Here is a 22,929-nt window from a genome sequence, read left to right as displayed (position 1 = left end):
CTCTCGTTGTCACTTGCGTCCTCCGGCCAGTCGCGCGGCCTCAGGAAGGCGTCGCAACCGCAGCATCGAGACCAGCCCGAGGAACGGCCCGATCGCGAGCAGCGCGAAGGCGAAACGCCAGCCGAGGTAGGTGCCTGCGAAGGCGATGAGCTGGATGCTGACGAGCGTCAGCAGGAAGCCCACGCAGGTCTGGACGGTCAGCATCGTGCCGATCAGTCGGCGGTCGCTGAGCTCGCTCACCGCAGCGGAGAACTGCGCCGAGTCTGCGATCACCGCCACGCCCCAGAGCACGCCCACCGACAGCACCGCCCAGGCAGGGCCGCCGAATAGGAAGCCGACCGCGATGGCGCAGCAGCCGCTGGCGAGCATCGAGGCGCCGGTGACCAGGGTGCGTCCGAACCGGTCCGCTGCCCAGCCACCAAGCATGGCGCCAAATGCTCCAGCTGCCACTACGGCGAAGGATGCGAGTTCTGGGGGGAATGGCGGAGCGTTGCCGTAGCGTTCCCGAAAGCTCGCCGCCATGAAGGCGCCGATCCACGCCCACATCGCGTAGAGCTCCCACATGTGGCCGAGGTAGCCGAGGTTGGCGAGCCGCACGCCGCGGTTACGCCATGCCTCCAGCGCGTTTTCCAGGCGCAGGGGCGGCGCCTCGGACCGAAGCGGGCCGAGGCGTACAAAGCGAATCAGGGCCGCCGACAGGAGCGCACCCAACGCTGCGCCGAACACGGGCAGGTGCCAGTCGAGCTGGCCGAACGCGGCGACGAGGTGCGGCAGCGCCGAGCCGAGAGTGAGTGCGGCCACCAGCAGGCCGATCAGCAGCCCTAAATCGCCCACCGCCCAGGTCGCGGCGATCTTCATGCCGACTGGGTAGACGCCGGCCATGCAGGCTCCGGTCACGAAGCGCAGCAGTGGCACCACCGGCGAAGTCGGCTCGAAGGCCAGCATCGCCAAGTTGGCAAAGCCCGCCACTACAGCGCACCAGCAGAACAGCCGGCGCAGGTCAAACCGGTCGGCGAGGCCGAACAGAGCACTGACCAGGGTGCCGGCGACGAATCCTGCCTGCACACTGTTGGTGAGCAGGGCCTCTTGGAAGGGGCTCAGAGGCCAATGCGTGCGAATTGCCCCGATAGAGGCCGTGGTCGCGAACCACGTCGCCATCGCGGCCACCTCGCTGAGGAGCAGCAGCACAATCGCTGTCCGTTTGCCGGTGGTAGCCGCGGTGTCGACGACGTCAGGAAGCGCCATGGCCTCAGCGCCTTACTTGGCGGCCGTGTGGGCAACGAGGGAACAGCCCCCGTCGGCGATGGGCCGGAACGCTTGGTCACCGGGGATGGTATCGAGGAGCTTGTAGTAATCGTACGAACCCTTCGATTCCGCCGGGCTCTTGACCTGGAACAGGTAGAGGTCGTGGATGGTACGACCGTCGGCACGAATCGAACCGTGCCCGAACAGCGCGTCGTCGGTCGGCATTAACTTCATCTGCGCGACAACGTCGGTGCCGTGATGCGCCTTGTCCTTGTCGATGGCGGCAACTGCCTTCATCCAGTGGAGCATCGAGGCATAAGTGCCCGCCTGGTTCATGGTCGGATAGCGACCGCCACTGCGGGCCGCGAACCGTTTCGCCCAGGCGCGCGTGCCGTCGTTGAGATCCCAGTAGAACGCCTCGGTCAGGGTAAGGCCGTGGGCGACCTTCAAGCCAACCGAGTGAATATCCGAGATGAAGGCCAGGAGTGCCACAAGCTTTTGGCCGCCATCTGTAAGTCCAAACTCTGAGGCTTGTTTGATGGCGTTAATAGTGTCTCCGCCGGAGTTGGCGAGCGCTACGACCTGCGCCCCACTGCCCTGAGCCTGGAGCAGGTAGGAGGAGTAGTCAGTGCTCTGGAACGGGGCGAGGACGTGCCCGAGGGACTTGCCGCCGGCCTTCGTCACGGCTTCAGTCGCGTCACGCTCGAGGGCGTGGCCGAAGGCATAGTCGGTAGTGAGAAAATACCAAGATTTTCCGCCTTGCTTGATCACCGCGCGCGCGGTGCTGTTGCCCAGCGCCCAAGTGTCGTAGGTCCAGTGGACGTTCGTGCGGGTGCAGTTCTTGCCGGTCAGATCCGAGGAACCGGCGCTGGCGATCAGGAAGGCTTTGTCCTTTTCGCTGGCGATGTTCGACACGGCGAGCGCTACCGACGAGGTCGGCACGTCGACGATGGCGTCTACGCGGTCGACGTCAAACCAGCGCCGCGCGATGGCTGCGCCGACGTCGGCCTTGTTCTGGTGGTCGGCCGAGAGAACCTCGACGCGGAAGCCTTTGTCCTCCGGCTTGAAGTCTTCGACGGCCATGCGCGCGGCCTCGACCGAGCCGGGGCCAGCGATGTCGGCGTAGAGGCCGGACTGGTCGTTCAGCACGCCGATGCGAAAGGTCGGCAGCGGATCGGCGTACGCAGCAGCCGTGCCGCCGAATAGCATCGCCAGGGTAAATACACCCTTCATGGTCGTTCCTCCATTGTCATGATCGGACTGCGGTTTTTTTAGTCAGTCCGGCGGCGGCGCCGCGCTGGTCGTCAAATCATCGTATTCAGATCTTCCTCGAACTCTCGACAGGTATTCCAGCAGCCGAACCGCCGCGTCGGGTCGAGACCACTAGCGATTGACGTCAACGACCATACGGCCGCGTACCTGGCCCGCCATCAGGCGTTCTGCGGTAGCAACGACATCCGTCAGGCCAATCTCGTCCGTGATTGCGTCGAGCTTGGCCGGATCCAGGTCACGGACAAGCCGGCCCCAGGCTTCAAGCCGCTCAGGCCGCGGGCACATCACGCTGTCGATGCCGATCAGGCTGACACCACGCAGGATGAACGGGGCCACACTCGCCGGCAGGTCCATGCCCTGCGCTAGACCGCAGGCCGTGACGACGCCGCGGTACTTCATGGCAGCACAGAGGTTCGCGAGGGTGTGGCTGCCGACCACGTCTACGGCGCCCGCCCAGCGCTCCCGGGCGAGCGGCTTGCCCGCCTGCGAGAACGCCGCCCGGTCGAGCACCTCGGCTGCGCCGAGGCCGCGGAGGTAGTCGGCCTCCTCCGAACGTCCGCTTACCGCCACGACGGTATAGCCGAGCCGCGACAGCAGGGCGACCGCAGTGCTGCCGACGCCGCCAGCCGCGCCGGTGACGATGATCTCGCCCTTGTCCGGGCTTACGCCGTGGCGTTCGAGCGCGATCACGCACAGCATCGCAGTGTAGCCGGCGGTGCCGATGGACATCGCTCGGCGCGGCGTGAAAGCCTCGGGCAGCGGGACCAGCCATTCACCCTTGACGCGCGTGACCTGTGCCAGCCCACCCCAGTGGGTCTCGCCGACGCCCCAGCCGTTGAGGATGACCTGATCACCCGTCTTGTAGTCGGGATTCCGAGACTCGCGGACGGTGCCGGCGAAGTCGATGCCCGGCACCATCGGAAACTTGCGCACGACCGGGCCCTTGCCGGTAATCGCGAGTCCATCTTTATAGTTGAGCGTCGAGTAGTCGACATCGACGGTGACGTCGCCTTCAGGCAGTTGCGCTTCGTCGATCTCGCGCGAGTCGGCACGGTAGCCAGCCTCGTCCTTTTCAATCACGATCGCCTTGAACATACGGTGCACTCCGCAGGGGGCGCTCAGCGCGCCAGATTGGCTAAGAACAGGTTGGCGAAGAGGTCGAGGGGCTCAGGGCTGCGCTCGAGTTTTGCGCGGAGGACCGCGCCCTCCCAGCCGATCCAGAAGAAAGCCGCCAGCGCCGTGCAATCCGCGTCCGCCGCGATCTCACCGGCGGACTGAGCATCTCGGAGACAGCGCTCCGTCCGCGTCTGCCAGTCCAGCAGAACCCCATGTAGGCGGTCCCGGAAAAGCTCCGGCAGGGCACTCATCTCTTGCCCGAGATTGCCGACTACGCAGCCGCGGCGGAACTCGTAGCGCGCCATACCGACACGCGCGTCGGCGACGAAGTTCCTGATGCGCTGGAGTGGGGCCGTGCTTTCGTCGAGCAACCAACGGTCGAGCTTGCGCGCGAAATAGGTCGCGTACGCGTCGACGAGTTCGGCACCGAAGACGTCCTTGCTCGCGAAGTAGTGGTAGAACGAACCCTTCGGCACACCGGCGATGCGTAAGACCTCTTCGAGGCCGGTAGCCGAGTATCCCTTCTCCGACAAAAGCGCGACGCCGGCCCGGATCAAGGCCTCCCGCGACATGCCGTAGGCTGGTTCCGGCCGCGGGGGGCGGCCCCTCTTACGTACCGTGACTGCTGAGACCGATTCGGGCTTCATGATTTAGAAATAGACCGGTTAATTATTAAATGCAACGGCGTATGAGTACAGGTCCTGAATCTGTCTCGTGCCCAGCTGTTCGGCGAAATCGGGGCACGGGCCGTGAAGGGTTGAGGCCTTGTTCCGGAGCTACAGCGGCGGGCCAGGGCCAGGGCCGAACACGCTTTCGCAGCGAAGGTAGGTCGATAACGGCGTGTCGGCTTCCACCTGTGCAAAGCCACAAAGCGGACGTGCTGCTATCGGCCAGTTCCGGTCCCGTCGGCGGGCGCCTCCGAACAGCTGGGTTGGGTGGTTTGCGGTCCGTCGGCTTCGGAGCGGAGCCTGCGTCAAAGCCAACATTGCTCAAGCAGGTTCACCAGCCTCAATCATGCGCCGAACCATTGCGTCATAGCTTGGCCGATGGCCGCCGCGTCGGGCGCGGTGTCACCTGCCCAGGCGACGATCCCGTCGGGCCGCACCAGCACGGCCTGCAAGCCCAGCCGGTCCTGCACGTTCCCCGCGACATAGTCGATCCTTACGGCTCGTCGGTCCGCTAGCGCCCGAAGCGGCGAACCGGGAACGAAGTCCAAGAGCAAGCCCCTGCCTTCGCGCAAGGGGCTGCAGGCCCTCCGCCCGTCGCTCAGCACGAAATCGGGAACGCTGCACCCCGTCAGCGGATGGCTGCCGCCGAGATCGTAGCGGATTGAGACGCCCCACACGCGCTCGGCGAAGTACGTCGCGCCGTCTGGGGTCTGGATAAGGTCGCGGATGATGGCTTCGAGCGCGCGCGAGCTTCGGCTCGGCCGCATCAGCGCGACCTGGGCCCGCGACCAGTCGAGGACGCGTGCACCGACCGGATGCCGTTCGCGCTCATAGCTGTCGAGGAGGCCCGCCGGCGCATCACCGCGGATCGTGGCTGCGAGTTTCCAGCCCAGGTTCATCGCATCGCCGAGTCCGAGGTTGAGGCCCTGCCCACCCAGCGGCGAATGGATGTGAGCGGCGTCGCCGGCTAGCAGCACGCGGCCGGTGCGATACGCGCTCGCCTGAAAGGCGCGGTCGGTCCAGGTGGTGGCGAGTTCGAGCTTGGTCACGGTGACATCGACGCCCGAGATCCTGCGCAGGACCGCCTCAACGTGTTCGCGCGTGATCGGCGTGGTGCGATGGAAGGCGCCCCCGTCGAAGTCGGCCATCGCGATCGTGCCGGGCGGCGTGAACAGGTACATGCCCTCCGCGGTGTAGTGGCGGCCGGGCGCGAGCGCGTCCGCGCCGGCTAAAGCGGCTTGGATGGAGTACCCTGTAAATTCAGGCTCGGTGCCCTCAAAGCCGATGCCTGCCGCCTTGCGCACCACGCTGCGGGCGCCGTCGCAGCCAACGAGCCAGCGGCCTTGGAACGCCTGACCGCCTGCGTGGACGACAACGCCCTCATCCGTCTGAGCGAAGCCCTCGACACCCCTGCCTCGTAGGAGCTCTACGCCCGACGCCTGCACGCGCGCGGCCAGCACGCCTTCGATGCTCGCCATATCCGCAGCCAAGTTGCTGACCGGGCCGGGAAGGCGATGTGGCCAGCGCGCGGTGTCGATCTGGTCGTGGAAAAACTGGATGCCGGCAAAATGGCCGCCCGGACGGCGCGGCTGCTTCATCCCATGCGCTGTCCCCGGCGTTGCGCGGGTGGCCGCGCGGGCCTCAATCTCGCCCAGCAGACCGCGTCGGTCGAGGCTTTCGATCGTCGGGACCGAGAGGCCACGCAGCCCGAACGGAGCACGCTTCAAGGGTGAGGACGGATCGCGCGCCTGTTCGAGGACCAGGACAGAGCAGCCGGCTAGCGACAACTCGCAGGCGAGGAACAGGCCGACGGGACCTGCGCCAGCGATGATCGTATCGTAAAGCGTCGTTGATGCGGGCATTATTGGGCTCCGATGTCGATGTTCGACCGGAGCGTTTCCCGAACCTGAGACCCGCACGGACGAACAGCCGGACGCGCCAGGGCGTCCTTCGTTCGTCGTGGGGATCTGCGGCACGGAGCCAAAGACCAGAGCTTTCGTCACCGAAAGGACTTGGGCTTACCAAACCAAGTCTGCCTTTTCCGACGTCGTCAGGATAGCGCGCCCGCAAACAGGCTGCAATGGCCACGCTGCGCAGGTTGGAGAACCGCGTTCTCAACAAGGTCCGCTTGCGGGTACGGCACAACGTTAGTCCACCGTCTGGCTAGGGTCGGTAGGAGCTCGTCCGCTTTTGCGGCCGGTCTGCTCCGAAGCGGACCAGCCGCTTACGGCCAGTTCCAGTCCCGTCGGTGGGCGCCCTTGAATGGCTGGGTTGGGTGGTAAGCTGCCGGTCCGCTCTCGGCGTCGTGTCGCTGAAAGCGGACCTCGCGGCCAAAGCTCACGACGCGGAATACTGTCCTTCGGTGACTTGCTCCACCCGAGAGCGAGTGAGCGAGGAAGGGGTTTCCTCAGAGCATCTCGTTTGGGGCTTGAACCTGCGCGCCGCCGAACACGACGGCCTGCCGCAACGACGGTCGGGACAGGCCGTAGATCAGACGCGGCTCCACCGGTGCGCTGACCGCATCCAGGGCGGCGCGATGCTCCGGGGAAAGCATGAGATCGAGCGCGGCGATGTTGTCGGCCACCTGCTCCGGCCGGCTCACCCCCATCAGCGTCGAGGCGACACCCGATCGTCCGACCACCCAAGCGAGCGCAACGCGCGCCGGCGATTGCCCGATGGCCACCGACACCCGGCGCACACCTTCGACGATGTCCCAGTTGCGCGGCGTGAATAGGCTGTCTCCGAACGGGTTGGACCCGTCGAGACGCTTGTCGTCGGCGGGGCGCGCCTCGCCCGACTGAGCAGCATCCTTCGGCAGGCCGCCTGCCCGCGGACCCGCAGCCTCAACCGTCACGCGATCGTACTTGCCGCTCAACAGCCCGTAGGCGAGCGGCGACCATGGCACCACGCCCATGCCGAACTCGGCAGCGAGCGGGACATGCTCGTCCTCCACCTCCCGGTTCACGAGCGCGTAGAAGTATTGCAACGCGATCGGCCCCGGCAGGCCTCGTATTGCGGCCACCGTCGCGAGCTTGGCGACGTACCACGCGGGCGTGTTCGAGAGACCCCAGTACCGGACCTTCCCGGCGCGCACGAGACCAGCCATGGTCTCCAGCAGCTCCTCCGCCGGCGTGATCCCGTCCCAAACGTGCACCCAGTAGAGATCGACGTAATCGGTCTGCAGGCGACGTAGTGAGCCTTCCAGCGCCGCGTGAACATGCTTGGCGCCGTTGCCGCCCGCGTGCGGCCCCTTGCCCGTGGCAAAGCCAGATTTCGTCGCGAGGACGATCCGGTCGCGCAAGCCGCGCTCGCCGATGAAGCGGCCGAGCATCGCCTCGCCCTCACCGCCCGCGTACACATCGGCTGTGTCGATGAAATTGCCGCCCCGCTCCAGGTAGGCATCGAACACGGCGCGGCTGCCGGCCTCGTCCAGCCCCCAGCGCGCGGTGCCGAAGGTCATGGTGCCGAGGGCGAGCGGACTGACCGCAAGGCCGGAGCGGCCGAGCGTACGGTAATGCGTGAGGTCCATTGTTGCATATCCCTGCTGATACCCCACAGGATAGAGCCGCCGTTCGTAGGCGATTAGCCCCAAACATCGGCAAGGGCTTGTGAGCGGAGTTCAGGAATGCGACGGGGCACGCTCGATGATCTCGCGGCCTTCGCGGCGGTCGCGCGCACCCGCAGCTTCACGCGGGCGGCGGCCGAGCTCGGCTTGTCCCCCTCGGCGCTCAGCCACGCCGTGCGGGGGCTGGAGGAACGGCTCGGGGTCCGGCTGCTCGCGCGCACCACGCGTAGCGTCGCGCCGACGCCGGCGGGCGAGCGGCTCGTGCGTTCGCTGGCTCCGGCGCTGGCGGAGGTCGAGCGCGGGCTTGCAGCGCTTGCCGACTGGCGCGGCGCGCCGTCTGGTTCGCTGCGGCTGACGACCTTTTCCTCGGCCGCGCGCCAAGTGCTCGACCCAGCCCTGCCGCGCTTCCTCCTCGATCATCCGGCCGTCTCAGTTGAGGTCGTCATCGACGACCGCCTCACCGACATCGTCACTGCCCGTTTCGATGCCGGCATCCGCTTCGGCGAGACGGTGGAGCGCGACATGGTAGCGGTGCGGCTGGGACCGGACCTGCGCACGGTGGTGGTCGGCACACCCGCCTACTTCGCGCGCCATCCGCGGCCCGGGACGCCTGCCGACCTGGAGGCGCACAACTGCGTCAACTACCGGCTGGTCGGCGGGGGTGGATTGCTGCCGTGGGAGTTCGCGCGCGACGGCCAAGACGTGCGCGTGCGTGCAAGCGGGCAACTCACCGTCAATGATGCGGCCCTTGGGGGGGCGGCCGTGCGGGCCGGTGCCGGGCTCGGCTACATGCTGGAGGAGGATGTGGCCGCCGACATCCAGGCGGGCCACCTCGTGCAGGTTCTGGCGGACTGGTGCACGCCCTTCCCCGGTTACCACCTCTACCATCCGAGCCAGCAGGCTACCCCGGCGCTCCGCGCCCTGATCGACGCCGTGCGTTGGGTTGAAGCACGACCTGTTTAGGTCGGACACGGTCGAATGCTCCTCCGACCGCGGGGAGTTGGAGCGACTACTTCGCGGCGTGAATGTTCGGCGGCCCGAGATGCTGGAGAAAATCCGGCTTGCCGAGGCTCACGCCAGCGCCGCGGAGGATCCCGTAGGCTGTTGTCACGTGGAAGAAGAAGTTCGGAAGCGCAAAGCTGGTCAGATAGGCCTGCCCACTGAAGCGGTATCCCATGCCATTCGGGAACTTCAGCTCCACCTCCCGGTTCGCGCCTGAGGCCAACGCCGCCGGATCGATGCCTTCAACGAAGGCGATCGTCCTGGCGCAGCGCTCCTTGAGTTCGGCGAAGGTCGCCTCGACGTCGGGCATCGAGGGCGCTTCGATCCCGGCGAGCCGTGCCACCGCGTTCTTCGCACTGTCGGATGCCATTAGATACTGAGCAGGCAGAGGCTTCATGTCGGGAGCCAGCCGCTGGACGAGCAGCTCGGCTTCTGGCTTCTCCGATGCCGCCTTGTCGAGCCAAATGCTCATGTTGCGAAGCGCGTTGACGAAGACGGGGACGCTGACGTCGTAGATGCTGATGCTCATCTGGGCTCCCTAAGGCACCTGCTATAAAAGACGCGGTGAGAAGGCGCACACCGCAAAAGGGTGCATCGAACGAAGACGCTAGACCGCCGACGAACGGCCGCTTCGGAGAAGCGACGGGAGGGGTCCGGGCGGCTAGGTTGGGTCGAAAAATGACCGTCCGCTTGTCGTTTTGGCTGACGGCAAGCAGACGACATCGGCTCAGTTCGAGGGGCGCGAATAGTCCATCCGCTCAAGGTCGGAGATCAGCCCCTGTCCGGTCGGCTGCCAACCAAGCCGGTTCCGTGTCTGCACGCTCGACGCCGGCATATCGAGGCCCACGAACGCGGATAGCCATCCGAAATGCTCCGCCGCCGCCTCCGATGACAGGGCGACCGATGGCACTTTCAATCCACGACCGATGGCCTCCGCCATGTCGCGGGCGGCGACACCTTCCTCGGCGACGGCGTGGTACCGGGCACCCGCCTCGCCCTTGTCATACGCGAGTGCATAGAGGCGAGCGACATCGAGAACGGGAGCCGCTGGCCAGCGGCTGGCTCCGTCACCGACATAGGCCGAGACGCCTTTCCGGCGGGCAAAGTCGACCAGATAGGTGATCAGCCCCTGTTTCACCGTATCGTGTACCTGCGGTAGGCGCACGACCGACACGTTGACGCCAGCCTCCAAGAGCGCGGCGCCTGCCATTTCGGAAGCGATGCGGGGGTTCGGGTGCTCCACATTGAAGACGTCCTCGGTCGCCAGTCCGCCCCCCGTGGGGCTGCCCATACCAGTGCCGGACGTGATGAGGAGCGGTCGATCCGATCCCTTCAGCGCGGAACCCAGGGTCTCGATGACGCGCCTATCCTTCTCGCAGTTGGCGACGAAGTTCGAGAAGTCGTCGTGATCGAACGCGGTGTGGATTACCCCGTCCGCCTGGGTCGCGCCGCTGCGCAGGCTGTCCAGGTCCATGAGGTCGCCACGATGGGGTTCGACGCCGGCGTCGATCAGTTTCTGAGCGCCCGCGGCCGTTCGTGTGAGTCCGAGCACCTGGTGCCCGGAACGGATTAGTTCCGGGATGATCGCCGAGCCGATGAAGCCGGTGGCGCCGGTGAGGAAAATGCGCATGAGTTGCAATCCGATGTCGTCTGGACGGCCTCTATCAGCGCACAACCGATCCCGTTAAAGTAGTGACCTTATCCCGGTATAGTCACCAACAGGATCGCCATGCCTGCCAGTTCCGAAACTCCGCTGGGAGTCTACCTGCGGGATCGACGGACCAAGCTCGATCCGGCTGCCTTCGGGTTCGCGGGTCGCAGGCGGACGCCGGGCCTGCGCCGGGAGGAGGTCGCCCAGCGTTCGAACATCAGCGCCACCTGGTACACATGGCTGGAGCAAGGCCGCGGGGGGGCGCCTTCCGCAGACGTACTGAACCGCATCGCCGCCGGGCTGATGCTGACCGAGCCCGAGCGAGAGCACGTCTTCATGCTTGCCCTCGGGCGCCCCCCGGAGGTTCGCTACAGGCCCATGGAGGGGATTACGCCGCGCCTACAGCGGTTGCTCGACACGCTTGAGGTCAGCCCTGCAATCGTCAAGACGGCGACATGGGACGTGGTCGCCTGGAACCGCGCCGCTGCTGTGGTTCTCACCGACTGGGATGCGCTCCCTCCCGGTGAGCGCAATATCCTTCGCCGCATCTTCGGTGACCCGCGTGTGCGGACGGCGCAGCATGACTGGGAAAGCGTTGCCCGCTTCGTGGTCGGTGCGTTCCGGGCGGACGCGGTACGGGCAGGCGCCACGTCCAAGGTCGGCGAGCTCGTAGACGAACTCTGTCGTACCAGTCCCGAGTTTGCTGCCTTGTGGCGGGAGAACGACGTCCATTCACACGGAGATGGGATCAAGCGGCTACGCCACCCAACCTTGGGATTGATCGATCTGGAGTATTCCGCCTTTGCGGTGGATGGCCGGCCCGACCTCGGAATGATCGTCTACAACCCTGTTACTCAGGAAGTTCGGAACCAGATCCGCACGCTCGTAGGGTCAGCTCTTTAGGGGGCCAAATTCGAACGCCCCCATGGATGCAAATGGGCGTCGGATTCGAGTGGTTATCTCCTGGTCTGCTATCGGGCACCGTATACAGAAAGCGGACCCGCGCTTCTCGGCGGTTCTCGCTGCCAGTTCGAGGCTCGAAGTCAGCCAATCCTTTCAACCCATTGCGAACGTGAGTCTCCTGGAGCGAATGGATCACCGAAATATTGCGTTTCTCGGACGACCGCCCCGTCACGAAACTCCATGATGCTCACCGTGTAAGACGGCTTGCCGTCATATGAGAGCATGTACTCCGTCACCCACAGATCTCCAGAACCGACGATTCGTCGCACAGCAAACCGTTTCTTGTTGGGTTGCACCGTACGAGATGCCTGGATGTTACGCCGCCCGCTGATGCGCTCGCCGGACTGAGGATATTCAAGCACGGCGTCGTCGCGATAGATCTGGTGCTCTTCCTCGAAATCGTCAGCGTCCGAGGCAGCCCAATGCCGGTCGAGAGCGCGTCTGATCTCCTGATCGTTCATGGAAGACCTCCCCCGTCTCTTTCAGCTCAACTCCAGCGTCGAGCGGCATGCTGTGGAAGCACGCGCAGTCAGCCACCGAGACCGCTGCGCTATGCACTGCTGCTTTGGAGCATCTGACAAGCCACCACCAACGTCATTTTTGGTTCGAGACCCGTCCGTCCGTTTTACGACCGGGTTGGGTGGGGAGCAGTCTGACTGCTTAAAGTCACGGGATCTTCTGAAACAGCCACGCTTTTGCAAACGTTCGTCTCGGCTCTGAAAGGTCGAGTTCCGTGACGCCGTCCCTGTCCGGCCGGGGATCGCCTCCGAGCCTTATGGTCCAACCTTCGGCCGTGCGTCTGAATCCGGAACGTACCAGGTTCACCGCGATGCCTGCCCCAAGTCGGCCGGGCCTGTCAGGTCGTCCATTATCAGCAATGCCGACGCGATTGCGGAACGCAGTTCCGGGATGGCACTTCCGGCAGGGCCATGGCCGGCATGCACGTCGTCGAAGGCTCCGCAGGCAGCGGACAGGCGGGCGAACCCCATCAAGCCCGCTTCCGACTTCAGTCGATGGATCGACGCCAGTCCGTCCGGACCAACGAGCGACCCGTCGGTATTCCCTGCCAAGTCCGCAGCGAGCCCGCGCAGCATGAGCAGCAGCGGACGGGCATGCATGGCGCCCAGGAGGTTCGTGACCTGATCGTGCGTTGTCCGGTCGAGATCCTTGGGCCAGTCGGCCATTGCGGGCGCTCCGTCGTATCGAGGCATGCGTCACCGAGCCTGGTAGGGAGACCGGAGGACGACGCGGACTTCCCTTCGTTCACCGCCGTCACGTGCCGTCATCCCAGCCCAGTCGGGTTCCGACACGGCGGTCGGCCAGATCACCGGCACTGCCATCATCGCGATGGCAGGCATCCGTGGCGGTGGCGAGGCGGGCTTCTCGGGCCAGAAGCCGAAGCCGAAGCCGACGCCGGCTGCGGCCATGGCGATGGCGGGTGGGATGAGGAGATGGCTCATTGCTTCCGGGCTCGGTGACGGCGACCTTCGCCTTAGGGCACGGACCCGCCGGGGACGTCATCTCGTCCGTATGGGCGGCCCTGTAGGCCGGGTGGCCTATCGGGCCGCCGAGAATGCCCGCGCCTGGCGGAGATTGGCACCGCCCCACGCCGCCGCGGCGGAGCGGTTCGGGACGCCGAGCACCTTGAGAAGGGTCGCCACGTGGATCTTCACGGTCCCCTCCCCGAGGGTGAGCGTCCTTGCGATCTCCTTGTTGGACCGCCCGGCGACGATGAGGTCGAGGACCTGGCGCTGGCGCGGGGTGAGGTCGGCCGTCGGGTCCGCTCGGTCGGAGCCGAACCGCACGGGCGCGGCGCGGGCGGGATCCTGTCCCGGCGTCCCCACGTCGTCCGGGCACACCCGGGTGATGAAGGAAGGGACGTAGACGAAACCTGCGAGCACCATGCGGAGGGCCTCGGTCAGGGCCTCGACCGTCGGCCCCTTCGGGACGAAGCCGTGGACGCCGGCGCGCAAGGCCATGAAGACGTCCTCCCGGCGCGTCGAACCGGACACGACGACGGTCAGGACCTCCGGATGGCATTCCCGCACCGCCGAGAGGCTTTGTGCTCCCGCCATGCCGGGCATCGACAGGTCGAACAGCGCGAACCGGACCGTGGGCTTCTCGGCAAGCGCTTCGAGGGCCTCGTCGAGTGAGCCGGTCTCATGCACCGCCTCGAAGCCGAGCTGCGTCGTCAGGACCGCCGCCAGCGCCATGCGGAAGAACGGGTCGTCATCGGCGATGACCGCTTGGCCTAGGGCAGGCATCGATCCAACGACCTCCGCGCGAGCGCTCCATCGAGCCCGGGGCGAGTTCCCACGGAATAGACCATCAGGTCTATCGAGAGGGGATTTCCAGCTCAACCGGACTAATGGCTATGCCGAGGCTTCCTTTCTAGCATCGAATTCGTGGCCCGGCCCCGGGATTTCTCCGGGATCGGTCCCACGGCGAGCCGGAGACGTCCTTCATGACCATGTCGTCCAGAAAACCCGTCATCGTCGTCGCCGAGGACGATCCGGTCGCCCGCGGGCTCATCGTGGCCGAGATCTCGAAGGCCGGCTTTTTCGCGATGGCACACGGGGACGGCCTGTCGGCCCTCGAATACTTCGCCATGGGAGAGAGGGCCGACGCGCTCGTCACCGACGTCCATATGCCGGGCTCCGTCGACGGCCTGTTCCTGGCGGTCGAGGCCCGGGCGCAGCGCCCCTACCTGCCCGTCGTCTACACGTCGGCCAAATCGATCCGCGCGCAGTCGATGGTGCCGGGCGCACGTTTCGTGTCCAAGCCCTATCCCATGGGACAGGTCGTCGGGACGCTCCGCACCGCGATGGACGCGTCCGCCGCCCGGATGATGGCCGAGACGTGGTCGCTCCACGCTGAGATCGAGCGCAGGTTCCTCGTCACGGATGACGGCTGGATGGGAAGCGTGACCGGTTGGCGTCGGCTCACCGACGGGGTGCTCGGCGAGTTGCGCGGCGTGAAGATCCGGGTCCGCGAGGACGAGGGGCGGGCCTGGCTCACCGTGAAGGGACCTCGCGAGGGGCTGACCCGGACCGAGTTCGAGTACGAGATCCCCCTCTGCCAGGCGCGGGTCATGCTCGACTCCGACGTGATCGACGAGCCCGTCGTCAAGGTGCGTCACCTCGTTCCGTATGCCGGGGTCACATGGGACGTCGACGTCTATCAGGGGCGCCTCGCCGGCATCGTCATCGCGGAGGTCGAGATGCGGCACGAGACTCAGGAATTCGACCTTCCGCCCTGGATCGGGCGCGAGGTCACGGGCGACGCTCGCTTCGGTCGGAAGGGTCTCCAGGCCCTGTCGTGGCAAAGCGCCTGACCTGGGTGATCCGGCCGGAATGGAAACGTGCCGCTTCGCATGACGGGGCGGTGTACGACTACGGAAGCGGGTTGGACGCGATCGGCAAAAGCCGACGCGTCGGGGGAGTGTGACCATGGCCGGGTTGGAAGCACGAGGCGCAATCGGCGAACCCACCTTCGGTAGGCATCGGGCTCTCCCCACGCGAACGGCGTACCCATCGCCGCACGTTGCATTCGCCGTCCTGGTCGTCCTCGGCCTCGTCATGGCATGCGCGACCACGGCCTGGATGGAGGCGCGCAATGCCGGCGTGACGTCCGGGCGCCTCGACGCCGCCGCCTCACGTGTGGCCTCGGCGGTCTCCGACCGCATGGCGAAGTACGAGTATGGGCTCCGGGGCGCCCGGGGGGCCATCGTCGCCGCCGGTCGGGACGGGATCACCCGGGAGCGCTTCAGGGACTACAGCCTGACCCGCGACATCGACCATGAGTTTCCCGGGGCTCGCGGCTTTGGGTTCATTCGGCGCGTCGGGGCGGCCGACGAGGCCGCCTTCCTGAAGGCGGCCCGGCTCGACGGCGCCCCGGACTTCGCGATGCGCCAGATTACGCTCCATCCCGGCGAGCGCTACGTGATCCAGTACGTGGAGCCGATGGAGCGCAATCGCGAGGCCATCGGCCTCGACGTCGCCTCCGAGGACCATCGTCGCGGCGCCGCGCTCGCCGCAATGGAGACCGGTCGGGCGACGCTGACCGCGCCCATCACCCTGGTTCAGGCCAGCGGCATGCGTGAGCGGGGCTTCCTGCTCTACCTCCCGGTAGCCCGGGTCGACTTGCCGGGCGGGACGGCTGCCGAACGTCGCGCCCGTACGTTCGGATGGGCCTATGCGCCCTTGGTCATCGACGAGGTCCTCATGGGTCTTGACCTCGACCCGGCCGAGCTCGACATGGCCGTCTCCGACGCGACCCCCGAAGCGACCGTGCGGTTCTTCGGAACGTCAGGCGTGTCGGGCACGGTCGACCCGGCGCTGGTGCGGCGCAGGTCCATTTCGGTGTTCGGGAGGACCTGGGAGGTCGAGATCCGTGCCTTGCCTCCGTTCGCGGCTCACCTGAACCTCACCTCACCGATCCTTCTCGGGAGCTCCGTACTCGCGGGGATGCTGATGATCTCGGGCATCGTCTACCTCAGGCTGTCCGGGCGCCGGCGGGAGGTGCTCACCGGGGTGGAGCGAAGCCGCCTCGCGGCCATCGTCGAGAACGCCGAGGACGCCATCGTCGGCAAGACCCTCGACGGCATCGTCACGGACTGGAATCCCGCGGCCGAACGGCTCTTCGGCTTCGCGGCCGCCGGGGCCATCGGACGCCGCGCCCAGGATCTTATCGTTCCAGCCCATCTTGCGGCCGAGGAGCGCGATACCCTGGAACGGGTCAGGCGGGGCGAGCTCGTAGCGCCGCTTTCGACCCTGCGATTACGCCGCGACGGGAGCGTGGTCCCCGTCCACGTAACCGTCTCGCCGATGAAATCGGGGGATGGTGACGTGGTTGGCGTCGCGATGATCGTTCGCGACATCACCCGGGAGGTCGCGGTCGAGGAAGAGATCCGCTCGCTCAATGCTTCGCTGGAACTGCAAGTCGCCGAGCGGACGGCACAACTCAGGGCCTCCTCGGCTTGGCAGGACGCGATCCTCCGGCATGCCGGCTACGCCGTCATCGCGACGGGGCTCGACGGCGTCATCAGCCTGTTCAATCCGGCGGCCGAGCGGATGCTCGGCTATGCCGCAGGGGAGCTCGTTGGTGCGTCGACACCGGGCGTGTTCCACGATCCGCGGGAGGTCGCCACCCGTGCGGCCGAACTGTCGAGCGAGTTCGGCGAGCGGATCGAGCCGGGCTTCGAGGTGTTCGTGGCCCGGGCCCGGCGAGGTCTGTCCGAGACCGCGGAGTGGACCTACGTCACCAAGGCTGGGGAGCGTCATCCGGTGTTGCTGAACGTCAGCCTCCTGCGCACCGCGGACGGTCGCGACCTCGGCTACCTCGGCATCGCGATGGACCTGTCCGAGCGGCGCCGGCACGAGGCCGAGATGAAGGCCGCCAAGGCCGGCACCTGGAGCTACGACGTCGCGACCGGACGCGTCCTCATGTCTGCGGAGTGCGCGCGCCAGCACGGCCTGCCGGACGCCGAGACCGAGCTCGACGTGGAGAGCGGGTGGCGCCCGCTGGCCCACCCGGCGGATGTCGGGCACGTCCTCGCCGACCTGGGCGCGGCGGTGAAGACCGGCGGGAGCTACACGACCGAGTTCCGCATCCCGCTGCCCGAAGGCGGCCTGCGCTGGATCTCGGCCATGGGACGCGTGGAGACGGATGCCGACGGCAGGACGTCAAAGGTCCTCGGCCTTACCCTCGACGTCACCGCTCGCAAGCTGGCGGAGATCGCGGTGGGCGAGGCCAAGTCGCAGGCCGAGGCCGCACGCGCCGAGGCCGAAAGGGCGAACGAGGCCAAGACGGACTTCCTGGCCTCGATGAGCCACGAGATCCGGACGCCCCTGAACGCCATCATCGGCTTCACCGACCTGATGCTGGCCTCGGACCGGCTCGACCCGGACCTGCGCCGGCACGCCAAGCTCGTGGGATCGTCCGGCGCCGCGCTCCTCGCCATCGTCAACGACATCCTCGACTTCTCGAAGGTCGAGGCCGGCGCCGTCGAGCTTTCGCCCCGGCCCTTCGCGCTGTCCTCCCTCCTCGACGCCTGCACCGCCATCGTACGCGGACAGGCGGAGGCGAAGGGGCTGCAGATCAGGACGAACCTTGCCGGCGACCTGCCGGAATGGGTGCTCGGCGACGAAGGCCGAATTCGGCAGATTTTGCTCAACTTGCTCAACAACGCGGTCAAGTTCACCAAGGCAGGCGCTGTCACCCTCGACGTGACGTCCGAGGGGGACGATCCGACGGGTCGGCGCCTGCGCCTGCGCGTGACGGACACCGGCATCGGCATCCCCGAGGAAAAGCGCCGTCGCCTCTTCCAGCGCTTCAGCCAGGTCGACGGCTCCATCGGTCGGGACTACGGCGGCACGGGCCTCGGCCTCGCCATCAGCAAGCGCCTCGTCGAGTTGATGGGCGGCGAGATCGGTGTCGCCTCCGACACGGGTCGCGGATCAAGCTTCTGGTTCCAGGTCCGGCTCCCCCTTGCCGAAGCGCCGGACGGATACGTCGCGTCCCCGGCAGCGGTTATCGCCCGAAGGAAAGGTCGTCTACTCCTCGTGGACGACTCCCCCATCAACCTGGAACTCGCCAAGGCGGTCCTGACCGGAGAGGGCCACGAGGTCGAAGTCGTGGGTGACGGGGCGGCGGCGGTCGCGGCGGTCGCGGCCGGCGGCTTCGACCTAGTGCTGATGGACGTGCAGATGCCGGGCATGGACGGCATGTCGGCGACGCGTGCGATCCGGCATTCGAAATTGCCGACGGCGACGATACCCATCATCGCGATGACGGCGAACGTCCTGCCGGAGCAGGTCCGCGCCTTCCGCGACGCCGGCATGGACGACCATGTCGGAAAGCCCTTCGAGCGGCGTGCGCTGTTCGAGACAATCGAGCGGTGGCTCGGCGCCGGAACATCGGGGGCCGGCGCTCCGGTTGATCGACGGACGCCGACGCCCTTCGACCGCTCGGTCTACGAGGCGGTCGGACGATGCCTCAAGCCGAGCCGGCTTGAGGAAATCCTTCGGTTGCTGATCATGGAACTCAGGACGAGCTTCCAGGGCGACGCCGCCTTGGCCGACGCCCGCTCGTGGCTACGCCATCGCGCCCATTCCATGTCGTCGGCGACGGGGATGCTGGGGTTTACGGACCTGGCTGGCGCCTGCCACGCCTTGGAGCGCTGCGAGGAGGAGCAGATGCAGCGGGAGGGGTCCGAGGTGTTCGCGTTCCTACTGGAGCGTGTCCGGCTGCTGTCGGACGACGCGGTGATCCTCGCCGAGCAACTCCGACGCACCATCGCCGGAACGGGATGATCCGCGGCCATTGATCTAACATAGCGCCAGACCGGAGGGAGCACCCGAGGGGACAGTGCTGGTTCAGATTTTCCTTCGTGCGTGCCCCTGCGTCGGGCGGCGGAAACGTCCGTTCGCCGATCGTCTACCGGACTCCCTGGAATGACCGAGTTGGGTGGATAGTGGCCAGTCTGCTTCGGGGCTGAGGTCTATAAAGCAGACATCGAAAAACGGAGGTTGGGCCCCACCCCTGTGGGACCACAGTTCAGCGTAATGGATGTGCCTTGGTCGCCGCGTCAACCAGGAAAATGCCTTATTCGGCGCACCAGTTCATCGTGATTCGGCAGCCGCCCCCGGGGGCTTCCCCGATCTCCACACTCAGCCCGTGCAGTTTCGCGACGGCCAAGACAAGGCTGAGGCCGAGACCATTGCCAGGGCTGCCGCGCGCGGGCTCCAAGCGGTGGAAGCGCCCGAACACCTGTACCCGCTCTCGCTGCGGTACGCCGGGACCGGTATCCTCCACCGCGATCGTGGCTGCGTTGTCGCGGCCTTGCAGGCCGATGCGGACCTCGCCACCAGGGGGCGTGAACTTCACAGCGTTCTCGACGAGGTTCGACAGGGCCTCGAACAGTAGGTCGCGGTCGCCTTTGATGGCGGGGACGGCATCGGGCGGTAGCAGGCGCAGCATCACACCCTTCTCTTCGGCGACCGGCTCGTGGAACTCAGCCACCTCGGCGACGATGTCGGCAAGGTCGAGGGACGCGAAGGCGGCGCGGCGACGGCCATGCTCAATCTCGCCGATGCGGAGCACCGCGTTGACCATCGCCAGGGTCTGGTCGATCCAGACCAGTCCCTGATCGATCGCCTCACGGAACTCCTCGACGCTCGCGGCCCGCGCGCGGCTCGTTTCCAAGCGGGTCCGCAGCCGGGTCAGGGGCGTGCGCAGATCATGGGCGACGGCGTCTCCAACGCCGCGCACCTCCTCCATCAGCCGGCCGATCTCGTCGAGAAGCGCGTTCACGTCGCGGGCGAGACGATCGAACTCGTCCTTCGTGCCATGGATCGGCAGGCGCTGATTGAGGTGTCCGTTCATGAGGCGCGCGAGCGCAGCCTGGGTCGCCACCATCCGGCGGCGTCCGCGAGCGGCAAGCACAGTGCCGCCGAGTGCAGAGAGGGCCAGCATCGGCGCCAGCGCAAGGCCTAGCGCGCGCAGCACGGTCACCCGCGCTCGGTCGATCTCGTCGGTATCGTGCGCCACCACAACGACGCGGCCGTCGGGAAGCGTCAGCGCCGCCGACCACAGTTCCTCGTGCAGTGCACGGCCCGCGATGGCGACGAGGGTGCCGATCCGGCGAACCTCGCCGTCGGGCGGCAGATCAGGTGGCAACGCATCGATGTTTCCGAGATGCTTCGTACCGTCGGGACCGAACACACCGCCGAAATGGACACTGTGAAGGTCGTCCCGGATCCAGGATTCCACGCGAACACCGGCCTCGTCGGGCTGCTGCGCCGCGTAGAGGACCTCGTGCCGGACGACGTGGGCCAGTTCGTCCTGAACGAAGGGCGCGGTCTGCCAGTAGACGAATCCAAACAGCACCAGCGTCATGAAGGTCGACCACAGGGCAATGCCGAACGCCCACCGCACTGCCGTGATGCGGAACAAGTCAGTCATCGGCCGACAAGGTGAAGCCGACGCCGCGCACGTTTTGGATCAGCGGCGCCTCGCCGCCGGCCTCAAGCTTCCGGCGCAGCCGCCCGACGTGCACGTCGATGAGGTTGGATTTCGGGACGAAGCGGTAGTTCCAGACCTCCTCGAACAGCATCGCTCGGGTCACCACCTGACCAGGATGCCTCATCAGGTAGCCAAGGAGCAGGAGCTCGCGCGGAAGCAAGTCGAGGTCGCGAGTACCCCGTCGGCCGGACCCCGCCACGAGGTCAAGTTCGAGGTCGCCGACCCGCAGGACGGTCTCACGGGTCTCGACGGGCCGACGCAGCAGCGCCTCGATCCGGGCGGCGAGTTCGCCGAGCGCGAAAGGCTTGGCGAGATAGTCGTCGCCCCCCGCACGGAGGCCGCGAATGCGCTCGTCGACGTCGCCAAGCGCGCTCAGGACGAGGGCGGGCGTCCGGTCACCCTCGTGACGAAGCTCCTGCAATACTGTGAGCCCATCGAGGCCGGGTAGCATCCGGTCGAAGATGATCGCGTTCCAATTGCCGCCGCGGGCCGCGGATCTCCCCTCCAGGCCATCCGCAACCCATTCGACCGAATGTCCGCGCCCGCGCAGGTCGCTAAGGACATCCTCGGCGGTCTCCACGTCGTCCTCGATGAGAAGTAGCCTCGCCACCCGTCGACATCCCGGCCGGCACCCTCGCGCCGGTGACGAAGTTCTAGCCCGCAATGGCCGTCACGGTCTCAGTCAAACATGGAGTCTGACACCGAATTTAATAGCCCGACCGGCACTTAAGTCCACTTACTGGAATCGATCCAAACAGGGCGATACCGGGTGGCATGTCAACAAGAAGCGTCGCATCAGGGGCCGGTCCGGCACGTGTCGATGGCTAGGAAATCGCGGCCGCGGCGCCTGATCACCCGCTACGCCGGCGTGCGGCTCTACGACGTCGCAGCCAAGATCTACGTCACGGACGCGGATCTCAAGGGACTGCGTGCGGACGGCTATGATGTCGTTGTGCGTGATGCCGAGACCGGCCAATACGTCACCGAGACGGTGCTTCGGCCGGAATTCGACGCATGAGGAGCGATGACGCCGACGGGCGCGTCTCCTGGCCGCTCGCCCTCGAACCGCAGGATGAGGTAAGCACACCAGAGAACCTGGACCGCCGCACGCCGCGGCCCGGCGATTGGCCTACTGAGGCCGTCAGCTCCGTCGCGGACGGGACGCCCGTGCAGGCACCCAGGCGTCGGCGCGCATGGCTGCTGCCCGCGCTTCTCGTGCTCTGCGCGGGCCTCGGCTTTGCAGGCTGGCACTACGGTGATCCGCTGAAGGCCGCGATCGGCCTGTCGCCGACAGAGACCGCGGCGCCAGCGAAGGCCGATGCGAGCGATGCTCAAACTGACGCGGACGCCGTTACCCTCGACGTGGAGGGCCGCAAGCGCCTCGGCCTCAGCGTTGGCCGCGCCGAGATCCGACGGATCGTCCGGTCAGTGAATGGCCCCGGCATGGTCGCATTCGACGAGCGCCGCGTCACGCATCTGAAGCCGCGGACGCAGGGCCGCGTCCTCAGCCTCTCGGTCCAGCCCGGCGACCGGGTGACGGCGGGGCAGACGCTCGCGACGCTGGACGCGTCGGGCGTGCTCGACGCGCGCAACGGGCTCGCCGGGGCACGCGCTGGCTTGGGCGAGGCGCAGGCCTCCCAGAAAGTGGCGGAGACCAACCTCAAGCGCGGCACCGACCTCCTCAAGTTCGGTGGCGTCGCCGAAGCCGAGGTCGACCGGCGCCGGGTCGACCTCGCCAAGGCGCAGGCAGCGGTGCAGTCGGCCCAATCCCAGGTGGAGATGTTCAAGGCGCAGTACGAGCGCCTCGCCCCGACCGCCGATCTCGCAGCCGGCACGAGTGCCATCGTCGCGCCGATCGGCGGCGTGGTGACACGGGCGGAGATCACGCTCGGCGAGGTCGTTGACACCAATCGCGACGCCTTCACCGTCGCCGATCCCTCACGGATCCTGGTGCTCGCCAATCTCTACGGCCACGACATCGACGTGGTGAGGGCCGGCGCGCCGGCGGTCGTCACTGCGCCGGTCTCCGACCATCCGCGCTTCGACGGGCTGGTGCACTCAGTCAACGCCGCGCTCGATCCGGCCACCAACACCGCGCCGGCGCGGATCGAGATCGCCAATCCCGATGACCTGCTGCGGGCCAACATGTTCGTCACAGTGGCGATCCAGGCTGATCTCGGCCGCGACGGCATCACGATTCCCGCCAGCGCCGTGCAGCAGACCGAGGCCGGCCCGATCGCCTTCGTGCGCACCTCGGACGACCGCTTCGAGAAGCGCGACCTGACGCTGGGCCTGCAGCGCGCCGACTGGGTCGAGGTGACGGCCGGCGTCAAGGACGGCGAGGCGGTGGCGACGACAGGCAGCTTCGGGCTGAAGGCGATCCTGCTGCGTAGCCTCCTCGGCTCGACGGATTGAGGACGCCG

Annotated in this window: 20 protein-coding genes; 6 read left to right on the top strand and 14 right to left on the bottom strand. The window is 66.9% G+C overall.

Annotated elements, in window-relative coordinates; genetic code table 11:
• Positions 1–9: 9 nt before the first annotated feature.
• The 6 genes from FV233_RS07640 to FV233_RS07615 form a co-directional block, all read right to left on the bottom strand.
• On the bottom strand, positions 10–1,245 hold the full coding sequence (locus FV233_RS07640) for an MFS transporter (protein ID WP_147897116.1): 1,236 nt from the start codon (positions 1,243–1,245) through the stop codon (positions 10–12).
• Between the two features lie 12 nt (positions 1,246–1,257).
• On the bottom strand, positions 1,258–2,478 hold the full coding sequence (locus FV233_RS07635; RefSeq protein WP_147897115.1) for an ABC transporter substrate-binding protein: 1,221 nt from the start codon (positions 2,476–2,478) through the stop codon (positions 1,258–1,260).
• A 150-nt stretch (positions 2,479–2,628) separates the two neighbouring features.
• Positions 2,629–3,612, bottom strand: coding sequence for an MDR family oxidoreductase (locus tag FV233_RS07630; protein ID WP_147897114.1), 984 nt, complete (start codon positions 3,610–3,612; stop codon positions 2,629–2,631).
• A gap of 23 nt (positions 3,613–3,635) precedes the next feature.
• Entirely contained in the window at positions 3,636–4,205 is a 570-nt protein-coding gene (locus tag FV233_RS07625; RefSeq protein ID WP_246689935.1) for a TetR/AcrR family transcriptional regulator, read from the bottom strand.
• 440 nt (positions 4,206–4,645) lie between these two features.
• Positions 4,646–6,163: an FAD-dependent monooxygenase gene (locus tag FV233_RS07620; RefSeq protein ID WP_147897112.1), complete on the bottom strand. Its 1,518-nt coding sequence runs from the start codon at positions 6,161–6,163 to the stop codon at positions 4,646–4,648.
• 545 nt (positions 6,164–6,708) lie between these two features.
• Positions 6,709–7,830, bottom strand: coding sequence for an aldo/keto reductase (locus FV233_RS07615; RefSeq protein WP_147854088.1), 1,122 nt, complete (start codon positions 7,828–7,830; stop codon positions 6,709–6,711).
• 96 nt (positions 7,831–7,926) lie between these two features.
• Between FV233_RS07615 and FV233_RS07610 the strand changes: the two genes are divergently transcribed.
• Positions 7,927–8,829, top strand: a complete 903-nt coding sequence (locus FV233_RS07610) for a LysR family transcriptional regulator (protein WP_147897111.1) — start codon at positions 7,927–7,929, stop codon at positions 8,827–8,829.
• Between the two features lie 46 nt (positions 8,830–8,875).
• On the opposite strand, the gene FV233_RS07605 is transcribed toward FV233_RS07610, so the two are convergent.
• Complete coding sequence (locus FV233_RS07605) at positions 8,876–9,397, bottom strand: DUF1993 domain-containing protein (RefSeq protein ID WP_147897110.1); 522 nt, start codon at positions 9,395–9,397, stop codon at positions 8,876–8,878.
• Positions 9,398–9,595: 198 nt separating this feature from the next.
• Positions 9,596–10,498: an SDR family oxidoreductase gene (locus FV233_RS07600; RefSeq protein ID WP_147853321.1), complete on the bottom strand. Its 903-nt coding sequence runs from the start codon at positions 10,496–10,498 to the stop codon at positions 9,596–9,598.
• Between the two features lie 99 nt (positions 10,499–10,597).
• Between FV233_RS07600 and FV233_RS07595 the strand changes: the two genes are divergently transcribed.
• Entirely contained in the window at positions 10,598–11,422 is an 825-nt protein-coding gene (locus tag FV233_RS07595; RefSeq protein WP_147853322.1) for a helix-turn-helix transcriptional regulator, read from the top strand.
• A 140-nt stretch (positions 11,423–11,562) separates the two neighbouring features.
• Here the strand turns inward: FV233_RS07595 and FV233_RS07590 are convergent, their stop codons facing one another.
• The 4 genes from FV233_RS07590 to FV233_RS07575 all read right to left on the bottom strand — a co-directional run bounded on the left by FV233_RS07590 (position 11,563) and on the right by FV233_RS07575 (position 13,746).
• Positions 11,563–11,943 (bottom strand): nuclear transport factor 2 family protein, encoded by a 381-nt coding sequence (locus FV233_RS07590; protein WP_147853323.1) that lies wholly within the window; start codon positions 11,941–11,943, stop codon positions 11,563–11,565.
• 360 nt (positions 11,944–12,303) lie between these two features.
• Positions 12,304–12,666 (bottom strand): hypothetical protein, encoded by a 363-nt coding sequence (locus FV233_RS07585; protein WP_147897109.1) that lies wholly within the window; start codon positions 12,664–12,666, stop codon positions 12,304–12,306.
• 30 nt (positions 12,667–12,696) lie between these two features.
• A complete protein-coding gene (locus FV233_RS07580; protein ID WP_147897108.1) occupies positions 12,697–12,942 on the bottom strand; it encodes a hypothetical protein in 246 nt (81 codons plus the stop codon).
• Between the two features lie 96 nt (positions 12,943–13,038).
• Positions 13,039–13,746, bottom strand: coding sequence for a response regulator transcription factor (locus FV233_RS07575; protein WP_147897107.1), 708 nt, complete (start codon positions 13,744–13,746; stop codon positions 13,039–13,041).
• A 200-nt stretch (positions 13,747–13,946) separates the two neighbouring features.
• Between FV233_RS07575 and FV233_RS07570 the strand changes: the two genes are divergently transcribed.
• Both FV233_RS07570 and FV233_RS07565 read left to right on the top strand, forming a co-directional pair.
• Positions 13,947–14,816, top strand: coding sequence for a response regulator (locus tag FV233_RS07570; protein WP_147897106.1), 870 nt, complete (start codon positions 13,947–13,949; stop codon positions 14,814–14,816).
• 244 nt (positions 14,817–15,060) lie between these two features.
• On the top strand, positions 15,061–18,795 hold the full coding sequence (locus tag FV233_RS07565; protein WP_187278071.1) for a CHASE domain-containing protein: 3,735 nt from the start codon (positions 15,061–15,063) through the stop codon (positions 18,793–18,795).
• A 292-nt stretch (positions 18,796–19,087) separates the two neighbouring features.
• On the opposite strand, the gene FV233_RS07560 is transcribed toward FV233_RS07565, so the two are convergent.
• Both FV233_RS07560 and FV233_RS07555 read right to left on the bottom strand, forming a co-directional pair.
• Entirely contained in the window at positions 19,088–20,446 is a 1,359-nt protein-coding gene (locus FV233_RS07560) for an ATP-binding protein (RefSeq protein ID WP_147897104.1), read from the bottom strand.
• The gene (locus tag FV233_RS07555) at positions 20,439–21,116 is read right to left on the bottom strand and encodes a response regulator transcription factor (protein ID WP_147897103.1); all 678 of its coding nucleotides are present in this window, start codon (positions 21,114–21,116) and stop codon (positions 20,439–20,441) included. The genes FV233_RS07560 and FV233_RS07555 overlap by 8 nt, the downstream gene beginning before the upstream one ends.
• 210 nt (positions 21,117–21,326) lie before the next feature.
• Here FV233_RS07555 and FV233_RS07550 point away from each other — a divergent pair, with 210 nt between their 5' ends.
• Both FV233_RS07550 and FV233_RS07545 read left to right on the top strand, forming a co-directional pair.
• Positions 21,327–21,524 carry a polyhydroxyalkanoate synthesis regulator DNA-binding domain-containing protein gene (locus tag FV233_RS07550; RefSeq protein ID WP_147897102.1) on the top strand — a complete coding sequence of 66 codons (198 nt, stop codon included), beginning with the start codon at positions 21,327–21,329 and terminating at the stop codon, positions 21,522–21,524.
• The gene (locus tag FV233_RS07545) at positions 21,521–22,921 is read left to right on the top strand and encodes an efflux RND transporter periplasmic adaptor subunit (RefSeq protein ID WP_147897101.1); all 1,401 of its coding nucleotides are present in this window, start codon (positions 21,521–21,523) and stop codon (positions 22,919–22,921) included. Before FV233_RS07550 ends, FV233_RS07545 begins: the two co-directional genes overlap by 4 nt.
• The last annotated feature ends 8 nt before the right edge of the window (positions 22,922–22,929 follow it).

The sequence above is a fragment of the Methylobacterium sp. WL7 genome, from assembly GCF_008040085.1.
GTDB lineage: Bacteria > Pseudomonadota > Alphaproteobacteria > Rhizobiales > Beijerinckiaceae > Methylobacterium > Methylobacterium mesophilicum.
Note: the sequence above shows the minus strand (reverse complement) of the source record. Positions and strands in the feature narration are given on the sequence as shown.